Below are 13,468 nucleotides of genomic sequence, written 5' to 3' on the forward strand. Positions count from 1 at the left end.
CCATGGACATAACGCTCACTTCGCCGCCGCCGGCGTCTACGGACACGCATCGCTTCGGCGTCGCCGGCATGACATGCGCCTCGTGTGTAGGCCGGGTAGAGCGCAGCTTGCGCTCCGTTGCCGGCGTGAGCGATGCGTCGATCAATCTAGCAACAGAAGTGGCCGAAGTCACCGCGCCGGCAGCCGCGTTTCCTGCCTTGATCGCGGCGGTGAAGCGGGCTGGTTATGAGGTTGCCAGCAAAGAGTGGGATCTGATCATCCAAGGGATGACCTGCGCTTCATGTGTGGCACGGGTAGAGCGTGCGCTGCGCGCTGTGCCGGGCGTGATGGAGGTGTCGGTCAATCTGGCCACCGAGCGCGCGCGCATACGCGCCACGTCACTGGCGGAGGTCGCATCCCTGGTTGCCGCTGTCAGCGCAGCGGGTTACCGCGCGATCGAACCGCAGACCGCGGAAGGCAACACCGATACAGCATCGGCGCGCAAGACGCTCAATGGTGACACCCTCAAACTGTTGATCGCTGCGGTCCTCTCCCTGCCGTTGGTCGTCCCGATGCTGGGATGGGTCGCAGGGCAGCATTTGATGCTACCTGGCTGGCTGCAGTTCTTGCTCGCAACGCCGGTGCAGTTCTGGATCGGTGCGCGCTTTTATCGCGCTGGATGGCACGCCCTGCGCGCCGGCACGGGCAACATGGATCTGCTGGTCGCTTTGGGGACCAGTGCCGGTTATGGACTGAGTGTCTATCACTTGTTCAACGATGCCGGACACCACGGCGATGCCGCGCTGTACTTCGAGACCTCGGCGGTCATCATTACCTTGATCCTGCTGGGCAAGTGGTTAGAGGCCCGCGCCAAGCAACAGACCACGCAAGCGATCCGGGCATTGCAGGCACTGCGGCCAGCCACCGCACGCATGTATCAGGACGGACAAGAACGCGAGGTTGCCATTCACGAGGTTGCCCTCTCGGACATCGTCAGTGTGCGGCCAGGCGAGCGCATCCCCGTGGATGGCGTGATCGCCGAGGGCCGCACGCACGTGGATGAATCCCTGATCACCGGGGAGTCCATGCCCGTGGCGCGCGGGGAGGGCGATCGCGTCACCGGTGGGGCTATCAATGGCGAAGGCCGCATCTTGGTACGCACACTGGCCATCGGCGCCGAGACCGCGTTGTCTCGGATCATTCGCCTCGTGGAGGATGCACAGGCCAAGAAGGCACCTATTCAGCGAACCGTGGATCGGGTGAGCGCGATCTTCGTGCCGGTGGTGATCGGCCTGGCTTTGCTCACGCTGCTCGGGTGGGGTTTGGGAACGGGTGATTGGAACCAGGCGATCCTGAGCGCGGTAGCGGTGCTGGTCATCGCATGCCCATGCGCGCTGGGGTTGGCGACTCCGACCGCGATCATGGCCGGCACCGGCGTGGCCGCCCGAGCGGGCATTCTGGTCAAGGATGCCGAGGCGCTGGAAGTGGCACGTACCGTAAGGGTGGTGGCCTTCGACAAGACAGGCACGTTGACCCAAGGACGTCCTGTACTGACCGAAGAGATTGCCACCCGTGGCCACGCGGCCGATCTGTTGCCATTGGCGGCGGCCCTGCAGCAAGGCAGCGAGCACCCCTTGGCTAGGGCCGTATTGAGCGTGATGGGCCAGCGCGCCATTCCGCTCGCACGCGACGTGCAGGCGGTGCCTGGCCGCGGCATCACTGGCACAGTGGATGGCAGGAACCTGTTGCTGGGCAGTACTCGCATGATGCTTGAGCATGGCGTGGCGCTCACGGCATTGCAGACCCGGGCCGAACTACTCAGCCAGACCGGCCACACGGTGTCCTGGCTGGCAGAGCAGGGCACCGATCATCCGCAGTTGCTCGGCATACTGGCCTTTGAGGATCCGCCGCGTCTGGATGCGGCCGCGGCTGTTCAACGGCTGCACACGCTGGGTTTGCGCACCGTCATGATTTCTGGCGACAACCCCGGCGCCGCCGCCTCGGTGGCAAAGGTGCTGGGCATCCAAGAGGTGCGCGCCAATGTATTGCCTGAGCAGAAAGCTGCGTTGGTCGCTGAATTGGCTCAGTCGGCACCGGTGGCCATGGTCGGCGATGGTGTCAACGATGCGCCAGCGCTGGCTGCCGCCAACCTGGGGGTGGCCATGGGAACCGGTACCGATGTGGCGATGCATGCCGCTGGGGTTACCCTAATGCGCGCTGAGCCGGGTCTGATCGCCGATGCCATCGACATTTCCCGCCGCACGACCCGCAAGATCCATCAGAACCTGTTCTGGGCCTTCGGTTACAACGTGGTCGGGATTCCTCTGGCGGCCCTGGGCTTGCTTGATCCGGTCATCGCCGGCGCAGCGATGGCCTTGTCCAGTGTGAGCGTGATTGCCAACACGCTGCTGTTGCGCCGTTGGCAGCCAACCAAGATCGATGTGGGAGAGGCATGATGGCAACCAGACGCAGTTCCAGGGCACTGCGGCCCGAACTGGCCGACGCGCGCGAAGCCGGATTGCATAACATCGGCGAGGCCGCCGCGCTCAGCGAGGTCAGCGCCAAGATGATTCGCCACTATGAAGAGATCGATCTGATCCCTCCGGCCGGTCGCACCTTTGCGGGCTATCGCCTTTACACCGATGCCGATGTGCACAGGCTTCGGTTCATTCGTCGTGCCCGCAACCTGGGATTTTCCATCAAACAAATCCAATCGCTCCTAGGCTTGTGGAGCGATGACCGGCGAGCCAGCGCCCAGGTCAAGAAACTGGCCCAGGGCCACATCGACGATCTACAGATCAAGATTACCGAGATGCAGGCCATGCAGCGAACGCTGCGCAACCTTGCCAGTCGATGCCATGGCGATAATCGCCCGGAATGTCCGATTCTGGATGATCTGGCGAGTCCAACGAACGGGCATTGACGTTGCCACGATAGGAAGCCTGACGCTGACCATTCCTGTTGGTTGGAGCGGCAAAGCATGCATCGACTACATATCCCCGCCATGGTCTGCAGCGCATGTGTGGCGCCCATTCGACGCGCCTTGATGAGCGTAGACCCCTCGATGCGGGCTCAGTTCATGCCGGACCTACGCCGTATTAGCCTCGAAACACGCCGTCCGGTTGAGCTGATAAGGCAAGCGCTCAGCTCGATCAGCTATCCGGCCCATATTGTTCGTTAGGCGTCTGGTACGACCCCAAGCGGTCATCTATCTGCAATGATGGGTTGCAAGACTTCCTATATTCCGGAAATATAGAAGTATGGATACGCCCCAGACCGTTCAAGCGCTTCGTGCGCTCGCGCACGACCACCGGCTTGCCGCCTATCGCGCGCTTGTACAGGCCGGCCCAGGCGGAATGGCCGTTGGCGAGCTACGCGATCAGCTCGATCTGCCGCCTGCCACCCTTACGGCCCATCTGAACCAGTTACGTGCCGCAGGGCTTGTCACTGACGAGCGGGAAGGACGGGTCATCCGGATACGTGCCGACGACGACCGCATGAACGGTCTGATTGGCTTCCTGACGGAGAACTGTTGCGGCGGGAAGTCCTGCGCGCCGGCAGTCAAGCAGAAGCTCCGTTGATCCGCATTCCAGAGATACGACATGACCGACAAGACCTACAACGTACTGTTCCTGTGCACCGGCAACTCCGCACGCAGCATCATGGCCGAGGCGATCCTCAACGTGCTGGGCCACGGCCGATTCAAGGCTTATAGCGCCGGCAGCCATCCCAGCGGCCACGTCCAGCCGATGGCGCGGGAGCTTGCCGCGGCCATCGGCTATGACGCCAGCCAGGTGCGCAGCAAGAACTGGGACGAGTTCGCCGTGGAAGGTGCGCCCGAGATGGACATCGTCATCACGGTTTGCGACAACGCTGCGGGAGAGGCGTGCCCCGTATGGCTGGGCCATCCTGCACTCGCGCACTGGGGTGTGCCCGACCCGGTAGCCGCCACGGGCGATGAAGAAGACCGTCGTCGAGCCTATACCGCAGCGTTCGCCACACTGCGCCGCCGTATCGAGCTGTTGCTATCACTGCCGCTGCAAAGCCTCGACCGTCTGGCCGCACAGGCAAAGCTGGGCGAGATCGGGCGTGTCGGTGCGGAATGATCCGCCAGCGCCTCTTTGCAGAGTTCTTGGCCACGGGCCTGCTGCTGGTGACGGTGGTGGGCTCGGGGATCATGGCCGAGCGCCTTGCAGGTGGAAACGACGCCGTCGCACTGCTAGCAAATGCGCTGGCAACGGTCGGCGGGCTCTACGTCCTCATTGAGGTGTTCGGTTCGATCAGTGGTGCGCACATGAACCCCGCGGTCAGTGCCGTGATGGCGGCGCGTGGCGAACTGCCCAAGACCCTTTTGCCGGCATACATCCTGGTTCAGCTCGCGGGCGCGGTATGCGGTGCTTTGTTGGCGAATGCCATGTTCGATCTTCCGGTGCTGGAGTTCTCCACGAAGGTGCGAACCGGCATGGGCCAATGGCTGGGCGAGATCGTTGCAACAGCAGGTTTGCTGTTGGTTGTGCTCCGGGCACCTGCGTCCCGTGTGGCCGTGATGGTGGCTGCGTACATCGGTGCGGCCTATTGGTTCACCTCGTCGACTTCATTCGCGAATCCTGCAGCAGCCTTCGGCCGCATGTTCAGTGACAGCTTCGCCGGCATTTCGCCTGGCGACGTGCCTGCCTTCGTTGTGGCGCAGGTCATTGGGGCAGCCCTGGGCGCAACGATCCACAAGCTACTTGGAAAGCCTCATGTCTAATCCTGGCGATCTGCCCAACATCTCGGCCGAGCTGTTCCATTTGCCCGAGATTGACCGCCTATCCCCGACCGTACTTGCTGCGCATGCCCCGCGGATCCTTCTGCTTTACGGATCGCTGAGGAAGAGGTCATACAGCAAGTTGCTCGCGCTGGAGGCGGCTCGACTACTTCAGGCAATGGGCGCTGAGACCCGGCTCTTCGATCCGACAGGCCTGCCCCTTCCAGATGCTGAGCCCGACACGCATCCGAAGGTGCAGGAATTGCGGCAACTGGTGCATTGGTCGGAGGGCATGGTCTGGAGCTCACCCGAGCGACACGGTTCTATGAGCGGCATCATGAAGGCGCAGATCGACTGGATTCCGCTATCTCAAGGCTCCGTGCGACCAACTCAGGGCAAGACGCTGGCCGTCATGCAAGTCTCCGGCGGTTCGCAGTCCTTCAATGCGGTGAATCAGCTCCGTGTGCTTGGACGTTGGATGCGCATGATCACCATCCCCAACCAGTCCTCTGTCGCAAAGGCGTTCAACGAATTCGATGAAGATGGGCGCATGAAGCCCTCCGCGTTCTATGACCGCGTCGTGGACGTCATGGAAGAGCTAATGAAGTTTACGCTACTGACCCGGGATGTCTCGCCCTACCTGGTCGATCGCTATAGCGAGCGGAAGGAGAGCGCGGAAGAGCTTGCCAAGCGGGTCAGCCTCCGCGCCATCTAGGTGTGGAAGTGATCCGTCCATCTTTCTGGCCAGCTCCCTACGTCCGCTTCCGGTCGAGAGTAGAAATCCGCTACAAAGTCAGACTTTGGAACGTTGCATTGGCTGGCGTAGCGTCGAAAGAATCGTGCACTCGGCCCGCTGTCCCCCGTGGCAACTGATGATGACACGCTCAAGTTCATCGGCCATCCGGCGAAGATCTTCCTGGCGCGCACGAATATCGGTCAGATGTGTACGCGCCAGGCGATCGACGTCGTCGCAGGACAAACGCTCATCGCTGGCCAGTTGCAGGAGGCTGCGGATCTCTTCCAGACTGAAGCCCAGATCCCGCCCTCGCGCGATGAACCGCAGGCGCTCGATATCGGCGCTCGTATAAACCCTATAACCACTGTCCGTGCGGGTGGGGTGGGGCAGCAGCCCGATCTTCTCGTAGTAGCGGATGGTTTCAAGGTGGCATCCGCTGGCTTCGGCAGCCTGACTGATCTTCATGGAAGGATCGCTTGACTCTGTAGTTACTACAGACTTTACGCTAGCCGAGCCCAAACTGTGATTTTCCGGTTGCAGGAGTGGCCCCTCAATGGAGCGCGTGATGCCTGAATGCTGTGGCTGCGGCAAGGTAGTCGATGTAGCGGGTATGCAAGCCAAGCAGCGCAAGGTGCTGGTGATCGTGCTGCTGATCAACCTGGCGACCTTCGTCATGATGGCCGTCGCCGCGTGGCACTCCCACTCTTCGTCCCTGTTGTCCGGAAGCCTGGACAACCTCGGGGATGCGCTGACCTATGCGGTGAGCCTGGCGGTGGTGGGCGCATCGGCACACCTGAAGGGCCGGGTGGCCCTGCTCAAAGGCTTCTTGATCCTAGGGGCCGCGTTCGCGGTAGGCGTACAGATCGTCTGGCGCTTGGCCCATCCGGGTGTTCCGATCTTTGAGAGCATGGGGGTGGCTGCGTTGCTTAACTTGGCGGCCAATGCGGTCTGCCTGTGGTTGCTGACCCCCTATCGCGCCGGCGATATCAACATGGCCTCGGCGTGGGAGTGCTCGCGCAATGACATCTACGAGGGGGCTGCCGTCATCCTGGCCGCGGCGCTGGTGTTGGCCTTCGGCGCGGGTTGGCCCGATCTGTTGATTGCCGCAGCGTTGCTGGTTCTGTTCCTGCGCTCGGCGGTGCGCGTGTTGCGGGCTGCGTGGCGCGAAAGTCGACCAAACGCGCAGCCCAGTGCCACGATCTAGCAGGAGTGATCGTCCTCGGAAGGGGACGAGGCGTGTTTGGCTAAGGCGCTCGTACCAATGCTACGGTGATGGCGTATGTCCAGATAAAGGCTATACGCGGCGGTAAAGGCCGGCAGCAGGTTCTGCACGACGCCCACGGCATCCTGCTTGGACGAGAACAGGAAGTAGCTCAAGGCCATCAGGCTACCGCACAAGCTCATGTACCAGAACAGGCGCGGGATCACCGGCCGGCCGGCGCGTTTGGACGCCATGAACTGGACCAGCCAGCGCACGCCGAACAAGGCCGCGCCGGTCAGACCAATGAGCTTCCACGGCGTGGTGTGCAAGCCCGTCCAGCTCAGCCACAGGATTTCCTGGTCCATGACGTTCATGACTTGGGGCCGGCGCTAAGCTCGCTGGTGGCAGTTACATGGTTGCGCTGGATCAGCCAGGCCACGCCCATCAGGTCGCGGATGCCCACCAGGGCACGGCCCAGGTTGGTGTACTTGGACTGGCCCGATCCCCGCGGTCGGTGAGTGACCGGCACACTGAGCGTCTTCCAGCCGGCGCGCTGCATCAGTGCTGGCAGATAGCGGTGCATGTGATCGAAGTACGGCAGGTCCAGGAAGGCAGCGCGGTCGAACAGCTTGATGCCACAGCCGGTATCGGGCGTGTCATCCCGCAGCAGTGATTGCCGGATGCGATTGGCCCAGCGCGAAGCCCAGCGCTTGCTGGCCGTGTCCTTGCGCTCGGTGCGCCAGCCGGCAAACAGCCGCACCTGCGGTGACGCGGCCTGGCGAGCCGCTATCAGTTTGAGGATATCGGCTGGATCGTTCTGGCCATCGCCATCGAGCGTGGCTATCCAGGGCGAGAACGCGTGCTTGACGCCATTGCGGATGGCGGTGCTTTGCCCACTGCGTTGATGGTGCAGCAACACCCGCAGTTCGGGCACCTCGGCTTTGAGCCAGCCGAGCACCTCGCGTGTGTCATCGTCGGAGCGATCATCCACACAGATGATGTCGAAGGCGATCTTGCCGCGCAGGTGGTGCGCCACCTCCTGCACGAGCGGCCCGATGTTGCCGCGTTCGTTGAAGACGGGAATGACGACCGACAGACTGGGCATCCGGGGCAGTGACGGGCTTTGCATGGCGAAGGACTCAGCAGTGAGGCGTGCGGGAAAGGAAGGAGAAGTCAGTCTTCGCTGACATCGGCTGACCACGTGGCCGGGACTTCGCAGTCCGCGATCCAGGCCGTGCCCGGTGCAAGAATCCAGGCGCGTCGATTGGAGGCGCCGATGTCGATGACCTGCGTTGGATCCAGGCAAGGCCCAATGGCTTCCTTGCGCAGGAACAGCCAGCGTCGCGTGGGGTCCTGCAGCAGCCAGGTGTGTGCCTGCTGCCATTGCTCTACCCAGGGCTTCTTGAAACCGAACTCGGTAACCGGTCGGTCGGCCTGGAGCAGGTGCTGTTCGCGCCAGCCGAGCATGGCCAGCTCCGCATCCAGATCAATGGTGGCCTCCACGCGCTGCATCAGCGCTTTGGCAGAACTGTCAGGACTGAGCGCCGGCATGAATCCCACGCCATAGGCGATCCACAGCGAGGCGGTGACCGCCACCAGCGCAAACACCACCCGTCGGCGTGCGACGGCCATCACGACCAGGCTCACGACGGTGAAGGCCAGCAGCCAGCCACTGACCTGCTTGACGGTGCTCATGTCCATGCCGCGTCCGTCGAGCAGGCCTTGCACGCGCTCGGGCGAGGCGGTCAGCAACCACAGCCCCAAGGCGCCCGTCAGGGTGACCACCACCGACAGGTACGACCACAGCACCGCGCGTACGCCACGCCGGCGCAGCAAGCCGGCCAACAACGGCGATGCGGCGAGCGCCAGGGCAGGCAGCATCGGGAAGATGTAGACCTCGCGCTTGCCCGGGCTGGCACTGAAGAAGACCAGCACCAGCAGCGCCCAACCGAGCAGCAGCGCGTAACGCGGGTCCACGCGCCGCACGCGCCGCCACCACGCCGGTAGCAACCACGGCGCGAGCAGCACGCCCGGCAGCCACAGCGTGAGCATGGTCTGCAGGTAGTACCAGGCGGGTTTTACGTGGTGCCAGGCATTGGCATAGCGGGTGCCGGTCTGCTTGAACAGCATTTCCCGCGCGTAGTTGTGCAGGGCCGGATCCGATGAGGCCGCCACCGTGGCCAGCATCGGTACCAGCCACACACCCGCGCCCAGCACAAAACCCGCAATGCCGGCCAGCACATGCACCCCTCGGTGCGAGGGCAGGGGGTGGGGCGACTTCCACCGCACCCACAGCCAAGGCAGGAACACCAACAACGGCAGAAAGCCCACGCCCTTGGTGACCGAGCCCAAGCCGGCGGCGAAGGTGCCCACCATCAGCAGCCAGGGGCTGGGCTTTTCCAGCAGGTAGCGCACCAGCGCCCATAGCGAGAGCGTGGTCATGCCCACCAGCACCATGTCGATCTGCGCGCGCTTGGCTTGCAGCACGAACTGCAGGCAGACGAACAGGCCCAACACGGCGTAGTCGGCCGTGCGCTTTCCCCACAGGCGCCGGGCAAGATCGCCGGTCAGCCACAGCGTCAGCAGCGCGGCCAGCAAGGACGGCAGCAGGAATGCCACATCCCAACTGCGCACCAGCACATAACTGGCCGCCAGCAGCCACATGAAGGTGGGCGGTTTCTCGGCGTAGAGCTCTATCCCGCGCTGCGGGAACAGCCATTGGCCGGTCTCCACCATAGTCTTGGCCGCCAGTACGAAGCGCGGCTCGTCTGCGGGCATCGGCTCGCGTAAGCCCAGGCCGGCTAGTAGCGCCGCGATGACCAGCACGGTCAGCAGCCATGTCTGGCCAGGGGAGAGGTCGCTAAGGGAATGACGCATCGGCGTATCGCTCGTGCAAACAGAGGAAAAAATGAACGGGAAACCTTGGGTGCGGGATCGCGCGATCTAGAAGCGGCGTCGACGCTTTCGTCCGCCGTGCGGCGGCGGCCCGAACGGGCCTTTGCGCGAACGCGGCGACGTCCCGTCCGGCGGGGACGGCCGGTTCTGACGGCGGGGAAAGGGATTGCCGAAGCTCTCGATCACCGGTGATGACAGGGCGCGTGCCTGCTCGATCGAAGCTCTGAATTTGGCGGCCGACACCCAGGCCGCGATCGCTGCCAGGGCCGACGTCACCCCCAGCCACGGCGCGGCGCCCTGCATGCCCGTGCGGGTGGCGACAGCCGACTGCAGGATCGCGGTGATGGCGAACAGGGCGCCGTAGATCACGCTCAGCACAAGGCCCGTGCGCCGCCGCCGCACCTGCGTGGCCTGCAGGGGTCTGGCCATCAGCGCTGCCGCGATGGCCAGCGCATAGAACGGCGCCTCCAGGGCGGCGACCACGGTGCCGGCGGTGCCCACGGATCGATAGGCGATGAGCAAGCCCAGCACCATTACCGGGGCGGCCACCAGCAACTCACGCAGGCGTGGCCGCATCGCGACCGCGAACTCGGACAGATACCGGCGATCGTCGCGCTTGAACGCCACCAGCAGATCCAGCGCGTGCAGGGTAGCCACCACCCAGAACAGTGCGCCGGTCAGCACCACCGTGCTGCTGAGGATGACGGTCAGGCCATCGGGGTGGGGAATCGACATTGCCGATTTCAGGCCCCAGCCCACCGCAAAGATCAGTGCTGCTAACAGGATGTACGCCATATAAACCTCCAGCCCGACGCCATCAGCTGGCCAAGATGGCCAGCCATGTCAGGGCGGTAACCGCCAACGTCATGAAAACCGCAGCCGAACCCATGTCTTTGGCACGACCGGCCAGCTCGTGATGCTCGGGGCCGTAGCGCTCAATGACCGCCTCGATCGCCGAGTTGAGTAGCTCGGCCGGCAGCACCAGCAAGACCGTGGTGGCCAGCAGTGCACGCTCCACACCGGTCTCGCCCAGCAGCAGGCCCAAAGGTGCGAGCACCAGGGCGAGCGCAACCTCGAGCCGAAACGACGACTCATGCAGCCAGGCCGCACGCAGTCCTTGAGCAGACCAACGCGCTGCCATCATCAAACGCTTGGGACCACGCGGCAGGTGGCCGTAACCGTCAGCCATGGGAAATTCCTTGAGAAGAAGTGAGTGCCTGCTTCAAGCGCGTGGCGCGAAGCGGCCGAAGGCCCGGCAACAGATGCCGGGCAAGAGGTGAGGGGCAACACGGGAGCCTCATGGCGAGGCTCCTGCCGTGCTCTGGCATCCCGAGAAAACATCCAGCTTCGGGTCGTAAGCCGTGGTGCTGACCTGCATCAGACCAAGCACCGAATGGAACAGGTTGTCGTGACTGATCGGCTGGCTTGCCCGACTGCGCACGCACGCAGTGTTGACGCCTTCACCGCCGGCCATGCCCGGTGAGAGCCACGCCACCATCGGCACCTTGATCTGGGTGTCCGGTGCAATGGAGTAGGGCAAGCCGTGCAAATAGACGTTGCCTTCGCCCAGCGACTCGCCGTGATCGGAGACATAGATCATCGCCGTGTCGTGCGTGGTGTCCTGCGAGAGCATCTGGATCGTCTTGGACAGGAAGTCATCCGTTTCCAGGATGGCGTTGTCGTAGGCGTTGACGATCTCCTGCCGCGTGCAGTTGCCCAGATCAGAGGAGCGACAGTCGGGCCGGAACTTGCGCAGCCCTTCCGGATAGCGCTTGAAGTACGCCGGTCCGTGGTTGCCCAGTTGATGCAGGACCACCACAGTGTCACCGGGATTGTCATCGATCACATCGTGCAAGCCCTGCAGCATCACCGCATCACGGCAGGCCTGGTCATCGCACAGCGAGTTGTCCGGCGGCTTGCGGTAGGACTCGAAGGACAAGCCATCGCAGACGCCCTTGCAGCCGGTTTGGTTGTCCCGCCACAACGTCTTGACGCCGGCCCGCTCCAGCACGTGCAGCAGCGACTCGGAGCCCACGATGTTCTCGCGGTCGTAGTTGCGCCGGCCCGCAAGGGAGAACATGCAGGGCACGGAGACTTCCGTGTTGGACCCGCACGCGGTGACGTCGCTGAAATTGATGACATTCAACTTGGACAGCTGTGGCGTGGTCTGCCGCGTGTAGCCACTGAGTCCCCAGTTCTGTGCGCGTACGGTTTCGCCAACCACCACGACCAGCAGGTGGGGTTTGGTCGACGGTGCGTGCGCCTGCTGCTTGGCATCGGCCGCCACGATCTGGCGTGGCCCCTTCGGACTCCTAGCCTCCTGACTGAGCACGCGCGTGATGGACGCCAGGTAGTTGCCCGGAGCGATCAGGTAGCGCAGCGCCTTGTCATTGCGCATCAGCGAGGAGATGTCCTGGAAGGTGGCCATCACCCCCGCGCACGTGAGCAGCAACATCGCGCCCAGAAACAGCGTCCGGCGTAGTAGGGCCTGCTTGAGCGTGAAGCGGGGGAAGTGCAGTAGCCACAACGCGGTCGCCGGCAGCACGCCCATCAGCACGACCGTGCCCACCATGTCCCAGGTCAACAGCTCGCGAGCCTCGGCCACATCGGTCTGGATCACGTTGCGGACCATGCTCGGGTCCAGATATACCGCGTACATGCTGGCGAAGTACGCCGCTGAAGCGGTGGCCACCAGCAGGACCGCCAGAACTGGTCGGGCAATCCAGCGGTTGATCACCAAGCCGAACAGCAACGCATGCAAGCCGACCAGGGCGGCGGTCACCCCGATGTAGAAACGCAGTTCTCTCGCCCCGCTCAGGACGCCTGACTCTTTGACACTGGCCCAGAAGGCGCCGTTTGCGGTGAACGCAAAGAAGATGGCAACCAACAGGATGACCAGCTCCAGGCTCAGCGCTACCCGCCAACGCAGACGGTGTGCGCTTGTTGAACCTCGGAGCGATGTGTCTTGGAATCGGGCGAAAACCTTGCGGAAACTCGCTCGATTCCGGTCAGGCATGGCCCACCTCGCTTTTGCACGAAGTGCGTTCCACCTGCAATGTCACGTCGTGGATATCGAACTGCTGCTCGATCACCCGGGTGAGCTCGACTTGGATCGTGTCCGGGTCGGGTACACCCGCGGCTAGGACGATGTGAGCCGTCAGCACGACCTGCCCGGTCCCCAGCGACCACACGTGAAGATCATGGACCTCTTGCACAGCCGGCATCTCGATCAGCCGCTTGCGGATGGCCGCCACATCCATGCCTTCCGGCACACCCTGCATCAGGATATGGCCGGCCTGCTTGAGCAGGGTCCAGGTACGGGGTAGCACCCACAGGCCGATCAACACTGCAATGATCGGATCGACCAGCGTCCAACCCGTGACCTTGATGACGATCGCGCCCACGATCACGCCCACCGATCCGAGCATGTCACTCCAAACCTCCAGGTAGGCGCCCTTCACATTCAGGCTGGTGCCACTACCGGCGCGTAGCAGACGCATGGAGATCAGGTTGACGATCAAACCCATGATGGCGATAACCAGCATGCCCGTGGACGCAACTTCCGGCGGTTCACGAAAACGTCCCACCGCTTCCCACAGGATGTAACCGGCGACCACGAACAACAGACCGCCGTTGATGATCGCGCCGATGGCTTCCATACGGGCATAGCCATAGGTGCGGCGAGCATCGGCCGGACGTCGACTCATACGCACCGCGATCAACGACACGGTGAGGGCGATGACATCCGTCATCATGTGCGCCGCATCGGATAGCAGCGCCAAACTATTTGTTACCAGACCGCCGATGATCTCGGCGATGAGGAACGTGGAAGTCAGGCCGAGCGCCCACCATAGGGGCTTCTCGTACCGGATTTCGGACATTCCATGATCATGCCCTGTGCTCATGCGTG

15 protein-coding genes are annotated in these 13,468 nt (G+C 63.3%); 7 read left to right on the plus strand and 8 right to left on the minus strand.

The window, feature by feature from the left end; all coding sequences use genetic code 11:
- The first annotated feature begins 2 nt into the window (after positions 1-2).
- From VGN58_RS08155 to arsH, 6 genes are all read left to right on the plus strand, one after another.
- On the plus strand, positions 3-2,435 hold the full coding sequence (locus VGN58_RS08155) for a heavy metal translocating P-type ATPase (protein WP_327482764.1): 2,433 nt from the start codon (positions 3-5) through the stop codon (positions 2,433-2,435).
- A complete protein-coding gene (gene cueR / locus VGN58_RS08160; RefSeq protein ID WP_327482765.1) occupies positions 2,435-2,902 on the plus strand; it encodes a Cu(I)-responsive transcriptional regulator in 468 nt (155 codons plus the stop codon). The genes VGN58_RS08155 and cueR overlap by 1 nt, the downstream gene beginning before the upstream one ends.
- Positions 2,903-3,239: 337 nt before the next feature.
- Positions 3,240-3,560 (plus strand): metalloregulator ArsR/SmtB family transcription factor, encoded by a 321-nt coding sequence (locus VGN58_RS08165; RefSeq protein WP_327482766.1) that lies wholly within the window; start codon positions 3,240-3,242, stop codon positions 3,558-3,560.
- Between the two features lie 21 nt (positions 3,561-3,581).
- Positions 3,582-4,085, plus strand: coding sequence for an arsenate reductase ArsC (locus tag VGN58_RS08170; RefSeq protein ID WP_327482767.1), 504 nt, complete (start codon positions 3,582-3,584; stop codon positions 4,083-4,085).
- Complete coding sequence (locus VGN58_RS08175) at positions 4,082-4,729, plus strand: MIP/aquaporin family protein (RefSeq protein WP_327482768.1); 648 nt, start codon at positions 4,082-4,084, stop codon at positions 4,727-4,729. Before VGN58_RS08170 ends, VGN58_RS08175 begins: the two co-directional genes overlap by 4 nt.
- Entirely contained in the window at positions 4,722-5,441 is a 720-nt protein-coding gene (gene arsH / locus VGN58_RS08180; protein ID WP_327482769.1) for an arsenical resistance protein ArsH, read from the plus strand. Before VGN58_RS08175 ends, arsH begins: the two co-directional genes overlap by 8 nt.
- 78 nt (positions 5,442-5,519) lie before the next feature.
- Here the strand turns inward: arsH and VGN58_RS08185 are convergent, their stop codons facing one another.
- Complete coding sequence (locus VGN58_RS08185; RefSeq protein WP_327482770.1) at positions 5,520-5,927, minus strand: MerR family transcriptional regulator; 408 nt, start codon at positions 5,925-5,927, stop codon at positions 5,520-5,522.
- A gap of 100 nt (positions 5,928-6,027) precedes the next feature.
- Between VGN58_RS08185 and VGN58_RS08190 the strand changes: the two genes are divergently transcribed.
- Entirely contained in the window at positions 6,028-6,666 is a 639-nt protein-coding gene (locus VGN58_RS08190; RefSeq protein WP_327484606.1) for a cation transporter, read from the plus strand.
- Here VGN58_RS08190 and VGN58_RS08195 read toward each other — a convergent pair.
- The 7 genes from VGN58_RS08195 to VGN58_RS08225 all read right to left on the minus strand — a co-directional run bounded on the left by VGN58_RS08195 (position 6,663) and on the right by VGN58_RS08225 (position 13,463).
- Positions 6,663-7,037, minus strand: coding sequence for a lipid-A-disaccharide synthase N-terminal domain-containing protein (locus VGN58_RS08195; RefSeq protein WP_327482771.1), 375 nt, complete (start codon positions 7,035-7,037; stop codon positions 6,663-6,665). The two genes, VGN58_RS08190 and VGN58_RS08195, sit on opposite strands and share 4 nt — an antisense overlap.
- Positions 7,034-7,768, minus strand: coding sequence for a glycosyltransferase family 2 protein (locus tag VGN58_RS08200; protein ID WP_327484607.1), 735 nt, complete (start codon positions 7,766-7,768; stop codon positions 7,034-7,036). The genes VGN58_RS08195 and VGN58_RS08200 overlap by 4 nt, the downstream gene beginning before the upstream one ends.
- A gap of 68 nt (positions 7,769-7,836) precedes the next feature.
- A complete protein-coding gene (locus tag VGN58_RS08205) occupies positions 7,837-9,540 on the minus strand; it encodes a glycosyltransferase family 39 protein (protein WP_327482772.1) in 1,704 nt (567 codons plus the stop codon).
- Between the two features lie 66 nt (positions 9,541-9,606).
- A complete protein-coding gene (locus tag VGN58_RS08210) occupies positions 9,607-10,353 on the minus strand; it encodes a hypothetical protein (RefSeq protein ID WP_327482773.1) in 747 nt (248 codons plus the stop codon).
- A 22-nt stretch (positions 10,354-10,375) separates the two neighbouring features.
- Entirely contained in the window at positions 10,376-10,747 is a 372-nt protein-coding gene (locus VGN58_RS08215) for a diacylglycerol kinase (protein ID WP_327482774.1), read from the minus strand.
- A gap of 108 nt (positions 10,748-10,855) precedes the next feature.
- Positions 10,856-12,574 carry a phosphoethanolamine--lipid A transferase gene (locus VGN58_RS08220; protein ID WP_327482775.1) on the minus strand — a complete coding sequence of 573 codons (1,719 nt, stop codon included), beginning with the start codon at positions 12,572-12,574 and terminating at the stop codon, positions 10,856-10,858.
- Positions 12,567-13,463, minus strand: coding sequence for a cation diffusion facilitator family transporter (locus VGN58_RS08225; protein WP_327482776.1), 897 nt, complete (start codon positions 13,461-13,463; stop codon positions 12,567-12,569). The genes VGN58_RS08220 and VGN58_RS08225 overlap by 8 nt, the downstream gene beginning before the upstream one ends.
- Positions 13,464-13,468: the final 5 nt, after the last annotated feature.

It is taken from the genome of Pseudoxanthomonas sp. (genome assembly GCF_035999195.1).
GTDB lineage: Bacteria > Pseudomonadota > Gammaproteobacteria > Xanthomonadales > Xanthomonadaceae > Pseudoxanthomonas_A.